We start from the raw sequence: 22,867 nt of genomic DNA on the forward strand, positions 1-22,867 counted from the left end.
CCTCTTAGGTTAAAATCGCAATCGCCAAGTTATAGTTGCTAGGTCAACAACAATTGTGCCACAATTATACCAACAGTAATTTTTCTAATATGCGGTTATAAATTGCAGTTAAGGTAATTATATCTTTGCAGTTGGCGTTTTCGTTGACTTTGTGAATAGTCTTATTTAATACGCCTAGTTCGATCACTTGACAGCCCATCTTAGCAATAAAGCGTCCATCTGAAGTACCGCCGCTGGTCGATAGCTTGGTATCAATGTTGGTAAATTCCTTAATAGCACTTGCAGCAGCGTTAGTTAAATCGCCTTGTGGTGTTAAAAAAGGATGTCCTGATAATCGCCAAGATAACGTATAGTTCAAATTATGTTTTTGTAAAATCTGCTCAACGCGCGCTTTAATTATCGTATCAGTTAATTCACTACTATAGCGAAAGTTAAATTGCACACTTAGATCACCTGGCACAACGTTTTCAGCACCTGTACCGCCATTAATATTGGCAATTTGCATAGTTGTTTGAGGAAAATACTGATTGCCTTCATCCCAAACAGTGCTAACTAGTTCATTTAATGCAGGAGCAAAGCGATGGACAGGGTTATCGGCAAGGTGAGGATAGGCCACATGACCTTGAATACCATGCACAACTAAATTAGCTGTTAGTGAACCACGGCGACCGTTTTTAATTTGATCGCCAAGTACAGCATCGCTTGACGGTTCGCCCACAATACAATAATCAACACGTTCTTGACGCTTCATTAGCAAATCGACAACCTTAACAGTGCCATCGGTTGCATCGGCCTCTTCGTCTGATGTAATTAAAAAAGCTACTCGCCCAGCGTGATTTGGATGTTGCTTAATAAAATCTTCAGCCGCACAAACCATGGCAGCAACGCCACTTTTCATGTCAGATGCACCACGTCCATAAATCACGCCTTGTTCATCAATGGTTGGCGAAAAAGGAGGATAAAGCCATTTGCTTTCATCACCAGCTGGTACGACATCGGTATGTCCAGCAAACATTAAGGTTTTGCTGTTAGCCTTGCCATGATAAGCCCATAAATTTTTGGTCTTTCCAATATTAACTTCTTCAATAGTAAAACCGAGCGGTTTTAGCCGTTCAATAATCATTTTTTGACAATTTTTATCGTCAGGACTTATTGATTTTTCGGCGATGAGTGCTTGAGTCAGTGCAATAACAGGTTCAGTCATAGTGGTCTCGATTTTTTATTTAGATTGCAAAATAAATTGTGAATAAAGTTCCTCTGAAAAGCCCAACAATGCACGCTTTCCATCGATAAGTAAAGGGCGTTTTAAAATAGATGGATTGGCTAACATAATCTTTTTAGCTGTTTGAGTATTATTAACCTCAGCACGAACAGATTCATCTAACTTACGCCAAGTAGTACCCCGTGTATTGAGCAAGCTTTGCCAATCAATCAATTGTAAAAAAGCATCCAATAGCTCTTCTGAAAGCCCATCGGTTTTATAATTATGAAATTGATAGCTTACATGATGATCATCAAGCCAAGTAAAAGCTTTTTTCATTGTGTTGCAGTTTTTGATACCGTAGATGATATACATAGTAGGTGATCCAACATTGAAAATAATAGCAAAGATTATAACAGTTATCGGCTTGAAGCGGCAAACTAAAGGGATTTATTTGTATTAATTCATATTAATACTCATATTTAATCTTAGTTGTTAAAGCCAAATGGTTATTAGTGAAAGTTTGAAAATTTTAAATAATTTGGATGGTGAGTTAAGAAATGAATTTTTGAACAGATAATTTCACTCATTTTAAAAAGATCAAACTATTGCTAACCCTTTTTTTTAACAATAAATAAAATCAAATAAAAACAACACACTAAAAAAGCTCTAAAAAAAAGGGTTTTCAAAAGCAAAAATCCTATTTGTCTTTTGCGAAACAAGGTTTATATTATATCGGTTTCTAGTTTACCGCCGAGTAGGCGGTTTAGAAAATCAGTACCACATGGTGGTGCACAAAAAAGAAGTTTACCGCCGAGTAGGCGGTTTAGAAAGCACGATGTCGCTTACTGAAATAACAGAAAAAGTTTACCGCCGAGTAGGCGGTTTAGAAACATATCGCCAACGAACGGGAATATATCTCTTTGTTTACCGCCGAGTAGGCGGTTTAGAAACGTATAACTGGGCGAGTTGGCTATACTGCCGCGTTTACCGCCGAGTAGGCGGTTTAGAAATTTAGATGAGCATTTGAAAACAAACGACAGAAGTTTACCGCCGAGTAGGCGGTTTAGAAAAATTAAGTCAATCAGTGATACAGGTGCGTTTAGTTTACCGCCGAGTAGGCGGTTTAGAAAATTCCCAAGCCTTTTTCGATCATTACTGAATGGTTTACCGCCGAGTAGGTGCCATATAAATTAAAAAAGCCCTCAGACGAGAGCAATAGGTGTCTACTGACAGAATAGCTGGCTATGGTTATTAGCTGTGTTCAAAAATTTTATTGAACGCTTAAGCTAGTTGTCATTATCAATAGTATAAAATGATTATTAATTAACTAATTGCAGCATTTTTCAACAAAATAACTCATAATTCGATTATCGACGGTTAGTTCGGGATGAAATGAGCAAGTCAAAATGTTATCTTGCTGCGCCATTACACAATGATTATCAATAAAAGCTAGCTGATTGACTTGCTCACCAGCTTTTGCAATATATGGAGCACGAATAAATACTGCTGGAATTTGCTCACCAATAGTTGGTATATCTAACATTGTCTCAAAGCTGTTAATTTGCCGACCAAAACCATTGCGTTCAACGCAAATATCCATCAAATCTAATAATTCGACTTCGTTATGAGTTGTCGTTTTGCCACAAAGCACTTGCCCAGCACAAGTACCTAAAATTCCTTTGCCTTGTTTGGCAAATTGTTGAATGGGCGCTAAAAGCCCATTTTGTTTAATTAATCGACTAATTGTGGTCGACTCTCCGCCGGGAATGATTAAACCATCTAAATTAGCTAATTGTTCGGGTTTCTGAACTAGTATTGATTGTACAGTATCGATACTATTTAGCATCGAAATATGCTCACTAACTGCTCCTTGTAAGTTGAGCACACCAATGTACTTAACATTGCTTATTTTGGATGATTTTGCCATTACCAACCTCGATCTTGCATTCTTTCTGATTGAGCAAGTGTGCTGATTTCAATGCCTTTCATGGCTTCGCCTAATCCTTTTGATAATTCGGCTAATCGTGGATAATCATCAAAATAAGTAGTAGCTTGCACAATGGCTTTGGCAAACTTTTCTGGATTTTGAGATTTAAAAATGCCCGATCCAACAAAAACACCATCGGCACCCAGTTGCATCATAAGTGCCGCATCGGCGGGGGTAGCAACGCCGCCAGCGGCAAAATTCACAACTGGTAACTTACCTAGTTGTTTTACTTGTAATACAAGATCATAAGGTGCGCCAATTTCTTTAGCAAAAGTCATTAGCTCATCTTTTGATTTTCCTGTTACCAAACGGATTTGCTCATTGACTTTACGTATATGGCGAACAGCTTCAACAATATTCCCTGTTCCTGGTTCACCTTTGGTACGTAACATTGATGCTCCTTCACCAATTCGACGCAGTGCTTCACCAAAATCACGACAACCACAAACAAAAGGCACGGTAAATTCATCTTTTAGAAGATGGTACTGTTCATCGGCTGGGGTTAGTACTTCGCTTTCGTCAATATAATCAACCCCCATTGATTCTAAAATACGTGCTTCAACAATGTGGCCAATACGTGCCTTAGCCATGACCGGTATACTAACTGCATTCATGACTTGTTCAACAATAGTAGGATCTGCCATTCGAGCGACACCACCAACAGCTCGAATATCTGACGGTACTCGCTCTAAAGCCATTACCGCAACTGCACCAGCTTGTTCGGCAATTTTAGCTTGTTCAGCATTAACAACATCCATGATTACCCCACCTTTTTGCATTTGTGCCATACCACGTTTAACGGTCTGTGTTCCTGTAATTTGATTCATTTTTTACTCCTAGTTGAAAATTGGCCTTGTTTGAAAAGTATTATTCAAAAAGAAACAATTAGACGAAACAGCCAATTGGACTATAATAAAACCATCCAATTTTAGGTTTATTGGTGTTACTATAAAAATCGTTTAGGTAGACTATTGATTTTATTTGATTTTTAATGTATTTTCTAAAAAAACAAGTATTTAAAAATAAAATATGTGGCAAAAACAAAAACTAACCCAATTTGAAGGATCACTTTTTCAACAATTGACTCACTTAATTGAACATTATATTGAGCAAGGAATTTTGATTGCTGGCGAAAGGTTACCTTCAGAAAGGGATCTAGCCAAAATGTTACAGATTAACCGCTCAACTGTAGTACATGCATTGGAGCTGTTGACTGAACGAAGCATACTAATTCGACGTCGAGGCAGTGGTACTTATGTCAATAATAAAAAATGGGGCGTACAAACTTATTCATCGATCAATTGGCGTTTACCTGCCCATTTTTATCGAGATAATAAATCATTTTATCAACAAAAAGTGGCACAAGTACGTGCGCAACAAGTGCATATTTGCGATCTGGCTAATGGTGATTTGCCAACCAATTTAATTCCCAAACTACAGCTACCTAATACCTCGTTAAATGAATTGATTATGCATGAAAAAAACAGCGATGCATTACAATTAGGTTTACCATCGCTTAAAGCTCAAATTGCAACTTACATGCAAACGCAGTTTTCTATGCAAGTTGATATTAACGAAATTTTAATTACATCGGGCACGCAACAGTCGTTATTTCTTATTACACAGGGTTTACTTAAGCCAGGTGATACAGTTGGAATTGAATCTCCTTCCTATTTTTACTCCTTACCTTTGTTTCAGGCTGCTGGATTACGTTTATATGGTATTGAATGTGATAATGAAGGTATTACTCTTGAAAGCCTAGCAAATTGCGTACAACAACATCAAATAAAATGGTTATTTTTGAATCCTATATTTCAAAACCCAATGGGCTTTGTTATGAGTAATAAACGAAAACAGGAAATTCTTGCATTTTGCCGTTCGCAATGTATTGGTATTGTTGAGGATGATGCCTATAGCAGTTTAGCGTTTAAACCTAATTTGCCAGTATTGCCCATAAAAAAATGGGATCAGCATAATCAAGTTATCTATTTAGGATCGCTATCAAAATATATAGGGGGAAATATCCGTATTGGGTGGATGGTAGCACCGCGTAATATTATCAAAAATCTGTCCAATATTCGGCAACACATTGATTCGGGGTTAAGTATATTGCCGCAATTATTAGCTCAAGAATATCTACAGCATCATCACACTGTCCATCAACAACAGCTACGGGAAACGTTACAAAGCAGAGCAGAGCAGTTAATGTATTGGTTGGATTGCTATTTCGGTGGTGAGATTACTTATCAACCTCCACTAGGTGGCTTTCATTTATATGCGCATTTACCTGTAAAAACGGTAGCGCAAGAATTAGCTGTGCTTAATAAACTGTTATCAAAAGGAGTGACGGTATCGCAAGGGGCTGACTTTGGCGATAATTTAGGAACAATTAGATTAAGTTATGGGCATTTTGAACAGCAAATAATCTCAAAAAAATGATAAAAACACTTGCTTTTTTAGATAAAATAAAATTGATTTTTTGGTCGTTTAATATTTAAACTCTTTAGTAAATTTAATAATAATCAACACATTAAGAAGTTATCAACAGGTTTATTCAGTACTTATTAAGTCATAAAGTGAATAAATATCTTAAGTCCCTTTTTTAATTATCCGCAAATAAACCACACTCAAAAAAGCTGAATAGACAATTGAGCAAAATATTACCTTTTAACCAATTATTGAAATTAGTTTTACCTTGTTATTTACCTTTTTAATGAAATGCTAATAATTGGTATATTTTTATAACATTATGATTAAATATAAAATCACTTATAAATAACATTAGGGATTAATTAAAAATTGGTTAATTACTTACCTTTTTTTAACTATACTTTACCATTGAACCAAATATGTTAGTTTACTGCCACTATTCTAACTCGTTATAATTACAAGCATCAGGTGAAAACCATAAACGATATTAGGAGACTATTTTGCATCTTTCATCTAAGGCTTTTCGTATTTTAGGTATTATCGCTACAGTGGCGTCATTAGGGATGTATGTTTCTTATATTCCACAAATCATCGATAATTTGCATGGATTGAAAACAAATCCAATTCAACCATTAGCCGCTTCCATTAACTGCTCGCTATGGGTCTGCTATGGGCTGCTACAAGAAAAGAAAGATTGGCCACTAGCAATTGCTAATTCGCCAGGAGTAATTTTTGGGTTAATTGCTTTTTTTACTGCTCTATAATTTACATAAGATCATTATGTAACAGGTAATCAGTTGCTCTTAAATTATCGTTTTTGGGATAGCATTTTTATTGTTAGAGTTCATAGTAAATTTCAACAAGAATTGTAAAAAAAGATTTTTTTGTTATCAAATTAAATCAAAAATTGTTCAGGTTAATATTTAATCATTTATAAAATTATTTAATAATTAAAATGTTATTGAGTTATTAACAGGTTTGTTAAATACTTATCAAATTGTACAGTGAATAAATCAAGTTAATCGATTTGCTTTAATATTACCGAAAAAATGATAGATTTGTTGAAATTTGCAATTATGCTGGCAGATTATTTTTAAGTACATCTTAAAAGAAGATAGACAGACTAATAGATAGTTTTATAATGCATCCAAAAATCAAATAACCGTCAAAAGGGAAAGAAAATGAAAAAATTAATCGGTATATTTTTACTTAGTTTACCCATGTTGGCTGTAGCTTCAAATTGTGATGAAATTAGTACTAATATTGCTGAAAAAATCAAAAATAACGGTGTTGATCCGTCACAATTTCAGTTAAAACTTGAATCATCTGATAAGCCAGAACAGCAAATTGAAGGTAAAATTGTTGGCTCATGCGATCGTGGTCAACAACGTATTGTTTATGTTCGTTTGGATGGTTTAGCAACACAAACACAAACACAAACACAAACACAAACACAAACACAAACAGAAACTCAGCCAGTTAATACAAAAGTTGAAACTGAGAACAGTAAAGATAAAGTTGAACCCTCAATCAACACGCCAACAGAATCTACACCAACTGAAGGTGAATTACCTGTTACAAATTAATTGAATTATTTTTGAAGAAATATAGGGCGTAATGCCCTATATTTGTATGTTTGGGATTAGAGCAAATGGCTATAATTTGCTTTAACATCATCGTCCCATACACTTGATTGTACTTGACCAATGTGTTTTTGTTGTAAAAGCAACATAACCAAACGTGATTGCCCAATTCCACCACCAATGGTTTGTAACAAATCGCCATTGATTAATGCTTTATGCCAAGCAAACTCTAAACGATCTTCGTCATTTGTTAGTTTTAATTGACGTTTTAACGTTTCAGGATCGACCCGAATTCCCATTGATGAAATTTCAAATGCCCTATGCAAAATTGGATTCCACACTAAAATATCGCCATTTAAGCCATTAGATCCTAAATCGTTTTCACTGCTCCAGTCATCATAATCAGGTGCACGAGCATCGTGCTTTTCATTATTTGATAATTTACCGCCAATACCAATTAAAAACACGGCTCCAAGCTCTTTAGTTATTGCGTTTTCACGCTCTTTTGGGGATAAATTTGGATAGCGTTTTAATAACTGCTCACTATCGATAAAGGTGATAGATTCGGGTAAAAATTGTGAAAGATGATACTGTTGTGAAACAATTTTTTCGGTCGCTTTAATGGCAGCATAAATATTTTCGACCGTTTGTTTTAGATAAGTTAAATTGCGATCTTCTGGGCGAATTACTTTTTCCCAATCCCACTGATCAACATAAACTGAATGAATTGGCGAAAGTTGATCTTCGTCTGGGCGTAATGCTTTCATATTAGTGTAGATTCCTTCGCCAACTTCGAAATGGTGATCGCTTAAGATTTTACGTTTCCATTTAGCTAGTGAATGTACCACTTCATATAGTGCATTAGGTATTGCTTTTACCTTAACTTGCACTGCGTGCTCGGTACCTGACAGATTATCTTGAATACCATCGCCAACTTTACTTAGTAACGGAGCTTGCACTTCGATCAGTGATAAACGCTCGGCAAGTTGCTCAGCAAAAAATTGCTTAACAAAGCTAATTTGCTGTTGCTGCTCTTTAAATGATATCGTCATGTTTACGCTCTAATTATTTAATTAATTTTCAGTGTGTCAGTAAAGTAAACTAGATGAGTGAATTTTGCAAGATGAAGATAGAAAGGTATAGCATCGACTTGTTTTAATTGAATAAAATCGTTATTTAGTTAAAAAATGCAATCAAAAAACTTCAATAAAATCAATAGTCTATCGAAGAAATTTTACTTTTAAAAAATCCTCTATAATTTCCAATCAAAATCCAAGTCACATTGTTTACATATCTTTATAAAAAACATCTGAACCTTTTCAATAAAAAATAAAATTTACATAATTAACCATCAGTTTATGATTTGTTTTTTTCTATTTTTATTATAAGTAAACCTTATTAAGTTATTTTAATAAAATATTAAGTTGCAATATTTTGCTCAAAAGTTATTATATTTTTCCACTTTATTTACAATTAGGGCTATCGCAATGAAGTCTTTTTTTTCGTTAATCTTTGCAAGTTTTGTGCTTTTTTTTACTGCTGTTTCTTATGCCGATGAGCCAACTTATGTGGTTGGTGCCGGTGGTACATATCGTCCATTTGAATTCGAAAATAGCCAACGTCAGCTAGAAGGCTTTGATATTGATCTGATTAAAGCAATTGCCGATGCTGAGCATTTTAATATTAAGCTGATTAATACGCCTTGGGATAGTATTTTTGCAAGTTTGAATAATGGTGAGCGTGATATTATTATTTCAGGAATTACGATTACCGATAAACGTAAAAATTCGGTTGATTTTTCACTGCCTTATTTTCCTGCTGAACAAGTTATTGTAACGCAACAAGGATCTCATATTGCCTCGCTTGCTGATTTGAGTACCAAAACAGTTGGGGTGGTTAATGGTAGTACAGCCGATGTTGTTGTATCGAAGGTTTTAGGTCGCAATAGCCGTGCTATTAAGCGTTTCGATAATACGCCGCTACTTTTACAAGATCTATACGAACAAGGTATTGATGCTGCGGTTAGTGATGTTGGTGTAGTTAAGTTTTATATCAAAATGCACCCAGGTAAGGATTTTAATTTGATTTCTGATTCAAATTTTGAACCGCAATATTTTGGTATCGCTGTTGCTAAAGGTAACCAAAAGTTAAATGATAAAATCAATGCAGGGCTTAAAAAAATTGTTGCTGATGGAACTTATAGCAAAATTTATCGCAAATGGTTTGATGACAACGTACCAACTTTACCAATTAATTAATTTGGGCAATAGGTTTTAGTGATGGGATTTAACTGGGATATTATACAAGATTATCTACCGCTGTTTATTGATGGCGCAATAATGACAGTGACCTGCACTGTTGTTTGTGTAGTGCTTGGTACTTTTTGGGGCTTAATATTAGGAATTGGTCGGGTTGCTCAATGTCGGCATGGTATTTATAAATATGTGCTGTGTGTGTTGGTTAAGTGGCCGGTGAAAATTTATGTTAGTGCCTTTCGTGGTACGCCATTATTTGTGCAAATTATGGTGACTTATTTTGTTGTTATGCCATTTTTGTTACATCCTAATAACGGTATTTTGGTGTCCGATTATTTGATTTCGCCAGAAGTTGCACGATATTTGCGTGTTCAATATGGCGCGTTTATTTCGTGTATTTTGGCGATTACTTTGAATGCTGGTGCTTATATTTCTGAAATATTTCGTGCTGGTATTGAGTCTATCGATAAAGGGCAAATGGAAGCTGCTCGTTCGCTCGGTATGGGGTATGGCAGTACAATGCGTAAAGTCATTTTGCCTCAAGCCTTTCGCCGTATGTTACCGCCTTTGGGCAATAATGCAATTGCTATTTTAAAGGATTCGTCATTAGGTTCGGCTATTGGGCTGATTGACTTGGCTTATGCGGCTCGTACCGCAGGTGCGGCTAATGCGGTTTATGCTGAGCCTTATTTTGTTATTTCGCTTGTTTATTGGTCTATGACTTTTTTATTATCGCTTCTTGTAAAATATATGGAAAAAAGGTTAAGTAAAAGTGATTCACATTAATAATCTACAAAAGCAGTTTGGCGATATCCATGTATTACGCGGTATTACCTGTGATATTCAAGAAAAAGAAGTTATTTCGATCATTGGTCCATCGGGTTCTGGTAAGAGTACTTTTTTGCGTTGTATTAATGCGTTAGAAGATATTACATCGGGCGAAATTGTTGTTAATGGTTTTAAAGTACATGATCCTAAAACCAACATTAATCGTTTGCGTGAATCGGTTGGTATGGTGTTTCAGCGCTTCAATTTGTTTCCTCATATGACTGTGTTGCAAAATTTGATTTTAGCGCCTATGGATGTCAAAAAAATGGCGAAAACTGATGCCATTGCTAAAGCCGAAAGTTTGCTTGTTAAAGTCGGTTTGATTGATAAGATTGATGCTTACCCGAGTCAATTGTCAGGTGGTCAGCAGCAACGTGTGGCAATTGCTAGGGCTTTGATGATGGATCCTACTGTGATGTTATTTGATGAGCCTACCTCAGCACTTGATCCAGAACTTGTAGGCGAGGTGCTTGCTGTTATGAAGTCGCTAGCAGAAGAAGGGATGACGATGATCGTTGTTACCCATGAGATGGGTTTTGCCAGAGAGATGTCTAACCGTGTGATTTTTATCGATCAGGGAATTATTCAAGAGCAGGGTTCACCAGAGCAGATTTTTAAAAATCCACAAAATGAACGTACTCAACTATTCTTAAGTAAAGTGTTATAAATATTTGCTTTTTTATTATCAATCCTACAAAAAACCGTTCAATTTAGAACGGTTTTTTATTGGTTGATATTAATTAAATTTGCTTATTAAGCTTTGTATTTTTTCATTACAATAGAGGCATTAGTACCACCAAAACCAAAGCTATTTGACATGACTGTTGTTAGTTCACGCTTGGTTGGTTCAGTAATAATGTTCATGCCGATTGCTGCTTCATCAAGTTCATCAATATTGATACTTGGTGTAATAAAGCCATGTTCTAACATTAATAATGAATAGATAAGCTCTTGCGCACCTGTTGCACTTAATGAGTGACCAGTCATTGATTTGGTTGATGAAATAGCAGGGATGTTATCGCCAAATACTTGTTTGATTGCCCATAATTCTTTGACATCACCAACTGGGGTTGATGTGCCGTGGGTGTTGATGTAATCAACTGGTACATCTAAATCTTGAATGGCAAGTTGCATACAGCGCATTGCACCTTCACCTGATGGGGCAACCATGTCATGACCGTCCGATGTTGCGCCATATCCAACCAGTTCGCCATAAATATGAGCACCACGAGCAAGCGCATGTTCTAATTCTTCAACCACAACCATACCTGCACCGCCAGCAATAACAAAACCATCACGGTTTTTATCATAAGCACGTGATGCTTTTTCTGGGTTGTCGTTATATTTGGTTGATAAAGCGCCCATGGCATCAAATTCGCAAGACATTTCCCAGCAAAGTTCTTCACCACCACCCGCAAAGACGATGTCTTGTTTGCCAAGTTGAATAAGTTCAGCAGCGTGACCAATACAGTGAACTGATGTCGCACAAGCAGATGTCATTGAGTAGCTAATTCCTTTAATTTTAAATGGAGTTGCTAAGCAAGCCGAAATCGCCGATGACATTGATTTGGTTACAGCATAAGGACCTACACCTCGTAATCCCTTTTCTTTCATTCCGGCTACTACATTGTATTGTGTTTTAGTTGAGCCACCATAACCAGCAATTAAGCCAGTACGAGGGTTAGAGACTTGTTCAGGGGTTAATTTTGCGTCTTCAATAGCCTGTTGTAAAGCAAGATAACCGTAAATAGAAGCATCATTCATAAATCGAACAACTTTGCGATCAATGAGTCCAGTAGTGTCAAGTTTTACATTTCCGCATACATGGCTACGCATTCCGCTATCTTTCATTTCTTGAGAAAAGGTAATACCACTACGACCTACTTTTAGTGATTCTAAGACTTCTTTAGTATTATTCCCAATACTTGAAAGAATTCCTAACCCTGTAATTACAACTCGTTTCATTTACTATTTAGCTCCTAAGTTATCTGGCATCATATAAAAAAGTTTGTTGATTATAGCGTACAGTTGTAAGCTGAACAATACCTTGCCATGCTTTTATTTATATTTCCTAATATCACCGTAGTTATTTATATAAAAGTAGTCAAACCAATAGAACTGCCTAAAAGTAATGTCGGTAATGGTGATTTTTGTAGACAATATTTACTTGCTAAGCTTTATATTATTACTATATACTGTACAAATAAACAGTGATTTTAATGAGTTCAATATGAACGAAAAAATGATAACTAAACTTGAGATATTAGCTGAATCGGCAAAATACGATATTTCTTGCTCATCAAGTGGCGCTTCAAGAGGTAATAAAGGCATTAGTAGTGCACATAAGTCTGGTATTTGTCATACATTTACTGCCGATGGGCGATGTGTTTCGTTACTTAAAATTATGCTCACTAATTATTGTATGTTTGATTGTGCTTATTGTATTAATCGGCAAAGTAATGATATTCCAAGGGCAGGTTTTACACCACGTGAGTTGGCCGATTTGACCATTGAATTTTATCGCCGTAATTATATTGAAGGTTTATTTATTAGTTCAGGTATTGTAAGAAGCCCAGATCATACCATGGAAAGAATGATTCGAGTGGTAACGATTTTGCGTAATGAATATGGCTTTAATGGCTATATTCATATGAAAGCTATTCCTGGTGCTAGTAATGAGTTAATTAATCAAGCAGGCTTATTGGTTGATAGAATGAGCGTTAATTTAGAAATTCCAACTGAAGAAAATCTTAAATTATTAGCTCCTGATAAAGATCATCAAAGTATCTATCAGCCTATGCGACAAATACATCAGAATGTGTTAGAAAATATCGAAGATCGCAAAAAATTTCGCACTGCACCCAAATTTGTACCTGCTGGGCAAAGTACTCAAGTTATTATTGGTGCAACCGATGAATCAGATAAACAGATTTTGCAATTAACCGCCAAGCTTTACAAACGCCCAAGTATGAAACGAGTTTATTATTCGGGATTTATTCCAGTTAATAGTTATGACAAACGGTTACCTGTTGTACAAGACGTACCAAGAGTGCGAGAAAATCGTTTATATCAAGCCGATTGGTTATTGCGTTTTTATGATTTTAATGTTGATGAAATTGTTAACGATCAATATCCTGATCTTGATTTAAGCGTTGATCCTAAACTGGCTTGGGCTATCCGTAATCCGCAGTTTTTTCCCGTTGACGTTAATCGTGATAGCTATCAAAAAATTTTGCGAGTGCCAGGCATCGGTGTTAAATCGGCCAAGTTAATTGTGATGGCAAGACGTCATCGTAAGCTTACTTTTGATGCGCTTAAACGTATTGGTGTTGTTTTGAAGCGAGCAAAATTTTTTGTTGTTTGTCATGAAATGAGAAAATTTAAATTGCTTGATTCTTCGGCCGAATATATCCGACTATCGTTGCAAGATCCGCCTTTGTTAGAAGATAAACAAGATAATATTTCACAGCAATTAGTCATGGAGTGGTAGATATGTTGGCGTTTTATTATGATAAAAGCTTTGAAGGATTGCTATGTGCGGTATTTGATGCTTTTAAACTCAAAAAGATGCCTGAATGCCTGTTGGTTATTGGGCAGGTTGAACCGCTATTAGTGTCTAATAGGCATAATGTTGAATTTTGCGCTCTTAAATATGAGCGTGTACGTGTGGCGTTAATTAATAAGATTAGTAAAGTTACGCTTCGTCATTTAATGTATGTTTGGTTATCAGAATTGCCTGAAAGTGATTTAATTGTTTTTCGTTATATTTGCAAGGTATTTAAATCATCTAAATCAATCGAAACGGATTTTGCCGATAAAGATGTGTTATCTGTACATGATATTGCCAAAAAAGTTAGTCGGGAGCGGCATCGTATAATGCAATTTGTGCGTTTTAATGCAGTTGACAATCCTCTTAAAGGTACGATAGTACCTAATGAAAGGGAAGATAAGATCTATTTTTCGATCATTGCTCCTATTTATAACGTATTGCCTTTAGTTCTTAAATTTTTTAAAGATCGTTTTGCCGATCAAAAGTGGGCTATATATGATGAAAAGCGCGAATACGGTTATATCTATAATTTACATAGTATTGAACCGATCTCGCTCGTCGATAAAGATGATCTGATTATTAATCGTCAGGTGAATCAACGTTATTTATCTAAGGACGAAGTACTATTTCAGAATATGTGGTTACGCTATTGTAATGCATTAACTATAAAAGAACGAATCAATCCTAAATTACAACGTCAGCAAATGCCAAGCCGATTTTGGCAATATTTACCAGAAATGAAATCAATATCAAAATAAATATGTAAATAAAAAATGACTAAATTAGTATCATCATAAATAAAAGAACATAAAAAACCGCCAAATAACGGCGGTTTTTAATATGATTTAATAAAAGTACATAATTTAATAAAAATTATTGTGAATCGATATCATTAATAACATCATTAATCGATTCTTCACGTTGTTTCTGTTTACTTTCATCTACTTTACCACCCGATGCGATAAAGTCATTACGCTGGAAGTAAGCATTACGCATAAAGTTATAAGGATCATCGCTATTTTTAATTAGATCTTCATATTCGATTGCCATTGCTCGTGCTTCAACGCCATCAATTACACCACGTGCCAACATCCATTGCCAATCTATCCAAACAAGCGGCGGATAAAGAGTGTCAACAATGCCACCACCTTCTTCTCTCAATGTTGCTGAACCATAAAATGGCAGTACAACATAAGGACCATAAGGTACATCGTAATGACCAAGAACATCACCAAAAGTTCGTTTGCCACCTTTTTGTAATTGTGGATCAGACATGCTAGCAACATCCATCAAACCAGCAAAACCGAAAACGGTATTTAAAAAGAATCGTGCTAAATGTGTTCCAGCTTTATGAACGTCACCTTGTAATAAGTTGTTCACCATTGAAGCGGGTTCAGAAAGGTTAGATGAAAAGTTAACTACACCTGTACGAACAGGAGACGGAACATAATCTTTCCAAGCTACTGCGGTAGGGCGTAAGACATAGGGATCAAGGGCATAGTAGTTAACATCAAACATGGTTTTGTTAAAACCTGATAACGGATCACTATAGGAATTAGTTTCGGCCTGATAAGTAGCACAACTTGTAAGTGCCATTACAGAAAACATCATACCAACAATTCGTTTTTTCATAGTATTTTCGATTAAAAGTAATGAGGTTAATTATGATGCGATTGTATCACGATTACTTAAAATAGAAAATTTTTCGTTATTTAAATGGCATTATCTAATAAAATTTATTAAAATGTACACCCTTATGACCTCATAGTTAAATGGATATAACAAGCCCCTCCTAAGGGCTAGTTGCAGGTTCGATTCCTGCTGGGGTCGTATTTTAAGCGTTGGTAACTCTTTTTGCATTCCGTATTTATAATTAATTTCCTATTATTCTGTTATTAAAAATTAAATTTAAGAAATCTCATAAGCTTTTATAGTTTTTTAAAACTTTACTAATTATCTTTAGTAATTATGATTTGAAGAAAATAAACATGCTGTATAAATGTGTGCTTTTAATTTATATAATGTGAGGATATATTCATGACATTTACTTGCAGAAAGTTTTCTCGATCTGCGTGAAGTATTGTTATCTGAGTTGTTTATTTATGTATGGTCAATTATTCTGACCCTTTTATCAGTACAAGGGTTTAGTAAGAAATATCCTACTAACAGGGAAACTATTAACAGGAGATCCATTAAAAATATTCTTTTTTTCATACATTTCTTAATAAAATCATTTAAAAATGTCTATAACTATTAAAATAACCACAATGAAAATTAAATAACCAATACATTCAAAAAGAATAGATGTACGATATTGATACCGCTCCGACCTTGTTTCCTAATAAGTTGAATGAGTTTCTTTATTTCTTAACACATACAGAATGTCTTTTTAAAAATAAAATTAAATTAAACCCTATTATTAATTGAATGGTTTTTATGTAAAAAATTAACTTTTTACAGTAGCCAAATTTTGTCGCGATTATTTATTTTACCTATTTATAAACCCGACACAGCGAGGTTTGAATTTGTATTGTTTAATTATATTTACTATTTTTTTTCTGTTTATTTATTGTTATTGAGAATAATTCGCATTTTTAAACTAAAAATAACTTTGATTTTTTTAAAATATGCATATTTAGTTTAATATAATTAGTTTTATTAGTACTGTCGTTATTTTTTAGGAAGCATAATGTCATCTTTTACTCTTAACCAATTACCTTTAGGTCACGAAGCGGTTATTACTAGATTGTTACCTGAATCGTTGCCTTTTCGTCGAAAGTTACTTGCAATGGGTATTACGCCGGGGTGTAAGGTTCTGGCTGTACGAGTTGCACCACTTGGTGATCCGATTGAAATTAAAATGCGTGGATTTTTGCTTTGTTTGCGTCGTAAAGAAGCACAAGCCATTGAAGTTATGGAGGTAAGCGAATGAAGATAGCTTTAATTGGTAACCCTAATTGTGGTAAAACGACGCTATTTAATTTATTAACTGGCTCAAAGCAACGTGTGGGAAATTGGCCTGGGGTGACTGTTGAACGTAAAACAGGTGTTTTCACTTATCATAATGCACAATATGAAGTTGTCGATTTACCTGGTACATATTCGATTGAACCAGATCCACTTAGCGTTTCTCAAGATGAGCTTATCACACGTCAGTTTGTGTTGTCTGATAGTGATAGTGTTATTATTAATATTATTGATGCAACTAATTTGCAACGTAGTTTGTATTTAACTTGTCAGTTAATTGATTTACAAGTGCCAATGATTGTTGTACTAAATATGATGGATGCAATTAAAGCAATGGGCGAGCAGATTAATGTTGATATGTTGTCAACACTGTTAGGTTGTCCTGTAGTAGCAATATCATCAACCCAAAAATTGGGTCTATCGTGTTTTTATCAACAAATCGAAAATATGGTAGTTACACCACAAGCTGCTCATCCGTCGATTGATTTGCTTGGCGATGATCAGCAAGCGGTGATTAGTCGTTGTGTTTGTGAGTTACCAGATGATAGTGTTGTGCATCAATTCAATCGTTGGCAATTGATGGATGCGTTATTAGATGATTCGCGTTATAACTTGCTCGAAAGTGAAAAAGAGATGTTTGCAAACTGCCGTTCATTGCTTGCAAAATGGTGTGATAATGAAATTGATGTGGCGCTTGCTAGTGCACGTTATGATACGATTGATACAATTTGTAAGAAAGTGATTGATAAACCACGTGAACTTAGTCGTCGATTTTCAGATATATTGGATAATATTACTTTAGGGCGTATTACTGGTATTCCGTTCTTTTTACTCGCAATGTATGCCATGTTTATGCTAGCAATTAATTTTGGGGCTGTGTTTATTGATTTTTTTGATGTGCTGTGTGGTACTATTTTTGTCGATGGCACAACGCAGTTACTTCATGCTATCAATGCACCGAATTGGCTTACGGCTGTTTTAGCTAATGGGATTGGCCGCGGCATTCAAACTGTTTCAACTTTTATTCCTGTCATTGGGGCGATGTTTTTTTGTTTATCTTTTTTGGAAGATTCTGGTTATTTGGCGCGAGCAGCAATGGTAATAGATCGGCTGATGCGTTGCATTGGTTTGCCGGGAAAAGCATTTGTGCCAATGTTAGTGGGATTCGGTTGTGGTGTGCCAGCCATTATGGGCACGCGAACGTTAGAAAGTACACGTGATCGTATTATGTCGATCTGTATGATTCCTTTTATGTCATGTGGAGCAAGATTGCCGGTGTATGCTTTATTCGCTGTGATATTTTTCCCTAAAAATGCTTCTTTAGTGGTGTTTGCCTTATATTTGCTTGGTGTAGTTGTGGCAATGATAACCGGATTTATACTTAAATTTACGCTATTAAAAGGTTCATTAACACCGTTTATTATGGAAATGCCAGTGTATCGTATTCCGACTTTAAGTAGTCTAATTAGTTTAACTTGGCAACGTTTAAAGTCGTTTATTTTTAAAGCAGGTAAAGCCATTGTGTTGATGGTAACAATATTAAGTATGCTTAATTCATGGGGCAGTGATGGTTCGTTTAGACACGAAAGTTCGCAGGACTCTATGCTTTCTGTTGTTAGCCAAACAATCACTCCAGCATTTGCACCAATGGGGATTAAACACGATAATTGGCCCGCAACGGTGGGAATTTTTACGGGTATTTTTGCTAAGGAGTCGGTGATTGCAACGCTTAATTCGCTTTATTCGATGGGCGATGACAATGAGCAAGCAACTAAGTCGTTTGACTTGTCGCAAGGGATTGTAGATGCGTTGGCAACGATTCCTAAGAATTTAGCTGATTTGTCAGATGCGCTGTTAGATCCGCTTGGCTTATCTAGTGTTAATGATGATATTGATGCATTGCAATCTGATTTAGAGGTGGGTTCAACTGCTGTGTCAAAAATTAAAACCTCATTTGGTACGTCTGCAGCTGCAATGGCTTATTTGATTTTTATTTTACTTTATACGCCTTGTGCTGCAGCACTAGGTGCCGTGTACCGTGAAGCTGGTTTTAAATGGACTTTGTTTGTAGCCATCTGGACTTTTAGTATAGCGTGGTTAACGGCAACGATTTATTATCAATTTACATTGCTTGGGCATTCGCCTGTGGCAGTTTGGTGGTTGTTGGGATGCGGTACATTTATTGTTGTTGCTTTATTGTCCATGCGTGTTTTTGGGCGATATTTATCTTTTAATCAAGGTATAGTGCCTAATTTATCTGACAATAAAAATGCAACATGCTGTCAGTAAATTTGCTAGGTTAATGTGTAAAACATCATATAGAGGAAAAATACGCAGGTAACGCCTGCGATTTTAATTATAGCCATGTTAATAACATCAATTCGTGATTATGTACAGTTAAAAGGTCGTGCATCTTTGCAAGATATTGCACGTCATTTCCGCTTACCAGAAAGTGCTGTTACTCAAATGCTGGCTTTTTGGATTAAGAAGGGGACGATAAAGTTAGTAGAGCAAAATCAACCGCTATTTTGCCAAACAAATCAGTGTCATTCTTGTTCAAGTTGTGACTTAAGCCGTAACATTGAATATATTTGGTGCTAATTATTTTACTGTTTCTCATAGAAAATCAATACTGATTTTGTTTTGTGATTCAGTTCACATAATTGAGTTTATTTACACAATAAAAAAAGCAGTAATAAATCGTTCAATGAACGATTTTATTGCGAAAAATCCTTATGCTAGTTAACCTTATTCATGTTTTTAGCTATTTGTTTATTACTAACTATACGGTTAGATCATTACTGAATGACAAAGTCGTTTTATTATTGAATAAATGTTATTATACTTCCATTGTAATAAAATGCTGTATGAGGACAAATAGTATGAGTCAATTAGATGAGTTTAAAAAACTAACCGTAGTGGTAGCTGATACTGGTGATATCGATTCGATTAAGCAGTTTTCCCCTGAAGATGCAACAACTAACCCTTCTCTTGTTTTAAAAGCAGCACAACTCCCTCAATATCGTTATTTAATTGATTCTGCCGTGCAAACCGCTAAAAAATTAGGTGGTAGCAAAGAAGAACAATTAGTTAATGCATGTGATCAGGTTGCGGTGAATATTGGCGCCGAGATTTTAAAAAGTGTTCCGGGGCGAATTTCGACCGAGGTTGATGCCCGTTTGTCTTTTGATAAACAAGGCTGCATTGAAAAGGCTCGTAAAATCATTGCGCTTTATAAAGAAAAGGGCATTGATAAGTCTCGAATTTTAATTAAAATCGCATCAACGTGGGAAGGTATTAAAGCAGCAGAAGTGCTTGAACAAGAAGGTATCAATTGTAATTTAACGTTATTGTTTTCGTTCGCTCAGGCTCGTGCATGTGCTGAAGTGAATGCCTTTTTAATTTCTCCTTTTGTAGGTCGCATTTATGATTGGTATCAAGCTAAAAAGCCAATCGATCCTTATGTCGCTGATGAAGACCCTGGTGTTGTTTCAGTTCGTAATATCTTTAACTATTACAAACAACACGGCTATAAAACCATTGTGATGGGGGCAAGCTTCCGTAAAGTCGATCAAATTTTGGCATTAGCAGGGTGTGATAGATTGACAATTTCGCCTAACTTACTGGCCGAAATGCAACAATCAAATGCTCCTGTTGTACAAAAACTTAACCCAAATCAATCTGTGGTGGCTCGTCCTGCCCCTATGACTGAGGCCGAATTTAGATGGCAACATAATAGCGATGCTATGGCAGTTGAAAAATTAGCCGAAGGGATTCGTGCTTTTGCCGTTGACCAAGGCAAATTAGAAGACATGATTAGCGCATTGTTATAATCGTATAAAACAATTGGGGAGTATGCTCCCCATTTTTATGCTATTTTCTTTCGTTAATTTAAATAACGATTTTGCAAGTGATGTTAACCTTGCAGGTATTAACAAATTTAAACTCAAAATTTTTTTGGAGATGATGACATGAATGCAACCACACTATCTCACCGCGAACTGGCGAATGCGATAAGGGCATTAAGCATGGATGGCGTGCAAAAAGCAAAATCAGGCCATCCTGGTGCGCCAATGGGTATGGCTGATATGGCCGAAGTACTTTGGCGTGGCTTTTTAAAACACAATCCAACCAATCCTAAATGGGCTGATCGTGACCGTTTTGTTTTATCAAATGGTCATGCTTCTATGTTGATTTATAGCCTATTGCATTTAACAGGTTATGATGTGACGATTGATGATCTTAAAAATTTCCGTCAGTTGCATTCAAAAACTGCAGGTCACCCTGAATATGGTTATGTGCCAGGTGTCGAAACAACCACAGGTCCACTTGGGCAAGGTATTGCCAATGCTGTAGGTATGGCAATTGCAGAAAGAACATTAGCGGCACAATTTAATAAAGCAGGTCATACTATTGTTGATCACCATACTTATGTGTTTATGGGCGATGGTTGTATGATGGAAGGGATATCACACGAAGTGTGTTCATTAGCAGGCACGCTAAAGCTAGGTAAACTAATTGCATTTTATGACGATAATGGAATTTCAATCGACGGTGAAGTAGAAGGTTGGTTTACTGATGATACCGCAAAACGATTTGAAGCATATGGCTGGCATGTTATTCGTGGTATTGATGGCCATGATGCTAAAGCCTTAAAAGAAGCGATTGAACAAGCGCAAGCCGTAACCGATAAACCATCTTTATTAATGTGTAAAACGGTAATTGGTTTTGGTTCGCCAAATAAAGCAGGTAGCCATGAAAGTCACGGCGCACCATTAGGCGATGCCGAAATTGAAGCAACCCGTAAATCATTAGGTTGGAATTATCCTGCTTTTGAAATTCCTAAAGATTATTATGATGCTTGGGATGCGAAAGCAAAAGGTAAACAGCGCGAAGATGAATGGAATGCTCGTTTTGATGCTTATGCTAAGGCTTACCCTGATTTAGCTAAAGAATTCAAGCGTCGTGTTAATGGTGATTTGCCTGCAAATTGGTCACAAATTGCTAACGATGTGGTGAATAAACTCCAAGCAAATCCAGCAACTATCGCTACTCGTAAAGCATCTCAAAATGCTATCGAAGCATTTGCGCCAGCTTTACCTGAATTTTTAGGTGGTTCGGCTGATTTAGCACCAAGTAATTTAACAATGTGGTCAGGCTCTAAAGAAATTTTAGCTAATGCTGATGGTAACTATATCCATTATGGTGTGCGTGAGTTTGGTATGTCAGCAATCATGAACGGTATTGCGTTACATGGCGGATTTATTCCTTATGGTGCAACATTCTTAATGTTTATGGAGTACGCACGCAATGCTATTCGTATGGCTGCGCTAATGAAAATCCGTTCTTTATTTGTCTATACTCATGATTCAATCGGTTTGGGTGAAGACGGACCAACGCATCAACCCGTTGAGCAAATGGCAAGCTTACGAGTTACGCCAAATGTGAGTACTTGGCGCCCATGTGACCAAGTAGAATCAGCTATTGCTTGGCAGTATGGTATTGAGCGCAAAGATGGTCCAACTGCATTAATCTTCTCAAGACAGAATTTAAAACAACAAGAACGTACAGCTGAACAATTAGCTAATGTCTATCGAGGCGGTTATATCTTAAATGATTGTACTGGTACTCCAGAGTTGATAATTATTGCTACTGGTTCAGAAGTAGAACTTGCAGTTGAAGCTTATCATCAACTCACACAAGCAGGTAAAAAAGTGCGAGTTGTGTCAATGCCATCAACTGATGCGTTTGATAAACAAGATAGCACATATAGAGAGTCAGTATTGCCATCATCAGTGACAGCTCGCCTAGCTATTGAAGCTGGTATTAGCGATTACTGGTATAAATATGTTGGTCTTAACGGCAAAGTCGTTGGCATGACAAGCTTTGGTGAGTCAGGTCCAGCTGATCAACTATTTAAAGCATTCGGCTTTACTGTTGAAAATGTTATTGCTCAGGCAAATAGCTTATTAAAATAGCTAATTTTTGAATCAAATAAAGCCATTAATATTGAATTATTGATGGCTTTTTTCGTTATTTGACCAAACATGAGAATGTAATACA

Annotated in this window: 20 protein-coding genes, 1 tRNA gene and 1 CRISPR repeat array; of the genes, 14 read left to right on the top strand and 7 right to left on the bottom strand. The window is 36.0% G+C overall.

Translation table 11 applies throughout. The features are described 5' to 3' along the window. Positions 1-64 precede the first annotated feature (64 nt). The 4 genes from dapE to pdxS form a co-directional block, all read right to left on the bottom strand. Positions 65-1,204 carry a succinyl-diaminopimelate desuccinylase gene (gene dapE, locus A9G31_RS04050; RefSeq protein WP_065560556.1) on the bottom strand — a complete coding sequence of 380 codons (1,140 nt, stop codon included), beginning with the start codon at positions 1,202-1,204 and terminating at the stop codon, positions 65-67. 15 nt (positions 1,205-1,219) lie between these two features. After that, positions 1,220-1,576: an ArsC family reductase gene (locus A9G31_RS04055; protein ID WP_034914226.1), complete on the bottom strand. Its 357-nt coding sequence runs from the start codon at positions 1,574-1,576 to the stop codon at positions 1,220-1,222. 370 nt (positions 1,577-1,946) lie between these two features. Beyond that, positions 1,947-2,394: a CRISPR direct-repeat array (repeat unit 28 nt; unit sequence GTTTACCGCCGAGTAGGCGGTTTAGAAA). Positions 2,395-2,531: 137 nt separating this feature from the next. Further along, positions 2,532-3,131, bottom strand: a complete 600-nt coding sequence (pdxT, locus tag A9G31_RS04060; RefSeq protein WP_065560557.1) for a pyridoxal 5'-phosphate synthase glutaminase subunit PdxT — start codon at positions 3,129-3,131, stop codon at positions 2,532-2,534. Beyond that, entirely contained in the window at positions 3,131-4,018 is an 888-nt protein-coding gene (gene pdxS, locus A9G31_RS04065) for a pyridoxal 5'-phosphate synthase lyase subunit PdxS (RefSeq protein ID WP_065560558.1), read from the bottom strand. The genes pdxT and pdxS overlap by 1 nt, the downstream gene beginning before the upstream one ends. 202 nt (positions 4,019-4,220) lie before the next feature. Between pdxS and A9G31_RS04070 the strand changes: the two genes are divergently transcribed. From A9G31_RS04070 to A9G31_RS04080, 3 genes are all read left to right on the top strand, one after another. Then, positions 4,221-5,630, top strand: a complete 1,410-nt coding sequence (locus A9G31_RS04070) for an aminotransferase-like domain-containing protein (RefSeq protein WP_065560559.1) — start codon at positions 4,221-4,223, stop codon at positions 5,628-5,630. Between the two features lie 491 nt (positions 5,631-6,121). After that, the gene (locus A9G31_RS04075; protein ID WP_034914233.1) at positions 6,122-6,385 is read left to right on the top strand and encodes a SemiSWEET family transporter; all 264 of its coding nucleotides are present in this window, start codon (positions 6,122-6,124) and stop codon (positions 6,383-6,385) included. Positions 6,386-6,802: 417 nt separating this feature from the next. Next, positions 6,803-7,207, top strand: a complete 405-nt coding sequence (locus A9G31_RS04080; protein WP_065560560.1) for a DUF1161 domain-containing protein — start codon at positions 6,803-6,805, stop codon at positions 7,205-7,207. Between the two features lie 56 nt (positions 7,208-7,263). On the opposite strand, the gene asnA is transcribed toward A9G31_RS04080, so the two are convergent. After that, complete coding sequence (gene asnA / locus A9G31_RS04085) at positions 7,264-8,256, bottom strand: aspartate--ammonia ligase (RefSeq protein WP_065560561.1); 993 nt, start codon at positions 8,254-8,256, stop codon at positions 7,264-7,266. A gap of 435 nt (positions 8,257-8,691) precedes the next feature. On the opposite strand from asnA, the gene A9G31_RS04090 reads away from it, so the two are divergent. The 3 genes from A9G31_RS04090 to A9G31_RS04100 are packed head-to-tail and all read left to right on the top strand — an operon-like array spanning position 8,692 to position 10,954. Beyond that, positions 8,692-9,462: a basic amino acid ABC transporter substrate-binding protein gene (locus A9G31_RS04090; RefSeq protein WP_065560562.1), complete on the top strand. Its 771-nt coding sequence runs from the start codon at positions 8,692-8,694 to the stop codon at positions 9,460-9,462. An 18-nt stretch (positions 9,463-9,480) separates the two neighbouring features. Then, on the top strand, positions 9,481-10,245 hold the full coding sequence (locus A9G31_RS04095; protein ID WP_065560563.1) for an amino acid ABC transporter permease: 765 nt from the start codon (positions 9,481-9,483) through the stop codon (positions 10,243-10,245). Next, positions 10,232-10,954 carry an amino acid ABC transporter ATP-binding protein gene (locus tag A9G31_RS04100; protein ID WP_065560564.1) on the top strand — a complete coding sequence of 241 codons (723 nt, stop codon included), beginning with the start codon at positions 10,232-10,234 and terminating at the stop codon, positions 10,952-10,954. Before A9G31_RS04095 ends, A9G31_RS04100 begins: the two co-directional genes overlap by 14 nt. Before the next feature lie 86 nt (positions 10,955-11,040). Here the strand turns inward: A9G31_RS04100 and fabB are convergent, their stop codons facing one another. Beyond that, positions 11,041-12,252, bottom strand: a complete 1,212-nt coding sequence (gene fabB / locus A9G31_RS04105; RefSeq protein WP_065560565.1) for a beta-ketoacyl-ACP synthase I — start codon at positions 12,250-12,252, stop codon at positions 11,041-11,043. A 265-nt stretch (positions 12,253-12,517) separates the two neighbouring features. Between fabB and A9G31_RS04110 the strand changes: the two genes are divergently transcribed. Further along, positions 12,518-13,777: a putative DNA modification/repair radical SAM protein gene (locus A9G31_RS04110; RefSeq protein ID WP_065560566.1), complete on the top strand. Its 1,260-nt coding sequence runs from the start codon at positions 12,518-12,520 to the stop codon at positions 13,775-13,777. 2 nt (positions 13,778-13,779) lie between these two features. Further along, positions 13,780-14,595 carry a TIGR03915 family putative DNA repair protein gene (locus A9G31_RS04115; RefSeq protein WP_065560567.1) on the top strand — a complete coding sequence of 272 codons (816 nt, stop codon included), beginning with the start codon at positions 13,780-13,782 and terminating at the stop codon, positions 14,593-14,595. Between the two features lie 115 nt (positions 14,596-14,710). Here the strand turns inward: A9G31_RS04115 and A9G31_RS04120 are convergent, their stop codons facing one another. Next, positions 14,711-15,469, bottom strand: coding sequence for an MlaA family lipoprotein (locus tag A9G31_RS04120; protein ID WP_065560568.1), 759 nt, complete (start codon positions 15,467-15,469; stop codon positions 14,711-14,713). A gap of 126 nt (positions 15,470-15,595) precedes the next feature. Here A9G31_RS04120 and A9G31_RS04125 point away from each other — a divergent pair. From A9G31_RS04125 to tkt, 6 genes are all read left to right on the top strand, one after another. Next, positions 15,596-15,667: transfer RNA gene (locus tag A9G31_RS04125), tRNA-Arg, on the top strand. 859 nt (positions 15,668-16,526) lie between these two features. Beyond that, complete coding sequence (locus tag A9G31_RS04130) at positions 16,527-16,769, top strand: FeoA family protein (protein WP_065560569.1); 243 nt, start codon at positions 16,527-16,529, stop codon at positions 16,767-16,769. Continuing rightward, the gene (gene feoB / locus A9G31_RS04135) at positions 16,766-19,093 is read left to right on the top strand and encodes a Fe(2+) transporter permease subunit FeoB (protein ID WP_065560570.1); all 2,328 of its coding nucleotides are present in this window, start codon (positions 16,766-16,768) and stop codon (positions 19,091-19,093) included. Before A9G31_RS04130 ends, feoB begins: the two co-directional genes overlap by 4 nt. Positions 19,094-19,168: 75 nt before the next feature. Continuing rightward, positions 19,169-19,405, top strand: coding sequence for a FeoC-like transcriptional regulator (locus A9G31_RS04140; RefSeq protein WP_065560571.1), 237 nt, complete (start codon positions 19,169-19,171; stop codon positions 19,403-19,405). Between the two features lie 281 nt (positions 19,406-19,686). Next, positions 19,687-20,637, top strand: coding sequence for a transaldolase (gene tal / locus A9G31_RS04145; RefSeq protein WP_065560572.1), 951 nt, complete (start codon positions 19,687-19,689; stop codon positions 20,635-20,637). Positions 20,638-20,775: 138 nt separating this feature from the next. Further along, positions 20,776-22,782, top strand: coding sequence for a transketolase (gene tkt / locus A9G31_RS04150; RefSeq protein WP_065560573.1), 2,007 nt, complete (start codon positions 20,776-20,778; stop codon positions 22,780-22,782). Positions 22,783-22,867 lie beyond the last annotated feature (85 nt).

This window comes from Gilliamella sp. Gris1-4 (assembly GCF_001690335.1).
Classification (GTDB): Bacteria; Pseudomonadota; Gammaproteobacteria; order Enterobacterales; family Orbaceae; genus Gilliamella; species Gilliamella apicola_P.

What these genes read in the sequence shown, in the direction of transcription:
- dapE (WP_065560556.1), bottom strand. Translation starts at nt 1,204, where the DNA reads ATGACTGAACCTGTTATTGCACTGACTCAAGCACTCATCGCCGAAAAA.
- A9G31_RS04055 (WP_034914226.1), bottom strand. Translation starts at nt 1,576, where the DNA reads ATGTATATCATCTACGGTATCAAAAACTGCAACACAATGAAAAAAGCT.
- pdxT (WP_065560557.1), bottom strand. Translation starts at nt 3,131, where the DNA reads ATGGCAAAATCATCCAAAATAAGCAATGTTAAGTACATTGGTGTGCTC.
- pdxS (WP_065560558.1), bottom strand. Translation starts at nt 4,018, where the DNA reads ATGAATCAAATTACAGGAACACAGACCGTTAAACGTGGTATGGCACAA.
- A9G31_RS04070 (WP_065560559.1), top strand. Translation starts at nt 4,221, where the DNA reads ATGTGGCAAAAACAAAAACTAACCCAATTTGAAGGATCACTTTTTCAA.
- A9G31_RS04080 (WP_065560560.1), top strand. Translation starts at nt 6,803, where the DNA reads ATGAAAAAATTAATCGGTATATTTTTACTTAGTTTACCCATGTTGGCT.
- asnA (WP_065560561.1), bottom strand. Translation starts at nt 8,256, where the DNA reads ATGACGATATCATTTAAAGAGCAGCAACAGCAAATTAGCTTTGTTAAG.
- A9G31_RS04090 (WP_065560562.1), top strand. Translation starts at nt 8,692, where the DNA reads ATGAAGTCTTTTTTTTCGTTAATCTTTGCAAGTTTTGTGCTTTTTTTT.
- fabB (WP_065560565.1), bottom strand. Translation starts at nt 12,252, where the DNA reads ATGAAACGAGTTGTAATTACAGGGTTAGGAATTCTTTCAAGTATTGGG.
- A9G31_RS04110 (WP_065560566.1), top strand. Translation starts at nt 12,518, where the DNA reads ATGAACGAAAAAATGATAACTAAACTTGAGATATTAGCTGAATCGGCA.
- A9G31_RS04115 (WP_065560567.1), top strand. Translation starts at nt 13,780, where the DNA reads ATGTTGGCGTTTTATTATGATAAAAGCTTTGAAGGATTGCTATGTGCG.
- A9G31_RS04120 (WP_065560568.1), bottom strand. Translation starts at nt 15,469, where the DNA reads ATGAAAAAACGAATTGTTGGTATGATGTTTTCTGTAATGGCACTTACA.
- A9G31_RS04130 (WP_065560569.1), top strand. Translation starts at nt 16,527, where the DNA reads ATGTCATCTTTTACTCTTAACCAATTACCTTTAGGTCACGAAGCGGTT.
- feoB (WP_065560570.1), top strand. Translation starts at nt 16,766, where the DNA reads ATGAAGATAGCTTTAATTGGTAACCCTAATTGTGGTAAAACGACGCTA.
- A9G31_RS04140 (WP_065560571.1), top strand. Translation starts at nt 19,169, where the DNA reads ATGTTAATAACATCAATTCGTGATTATGTACAGTTAAAAGGTCGTGCA.
- tal (WP_065560572.1), top strand. Translation starts at nt 19,687, where the DNA reads ATGAGTCAATTAGATGAGTTTAAAAAACTAACCGTAGTGGTAGCTGAT.
- tkt (WP_065560573.1), top strand. Translation starts at nt 20,776, where the DNA reads ATGAATGCAACCACACTATCTCACCGCGAACTGGCGAATGCGATAAGG.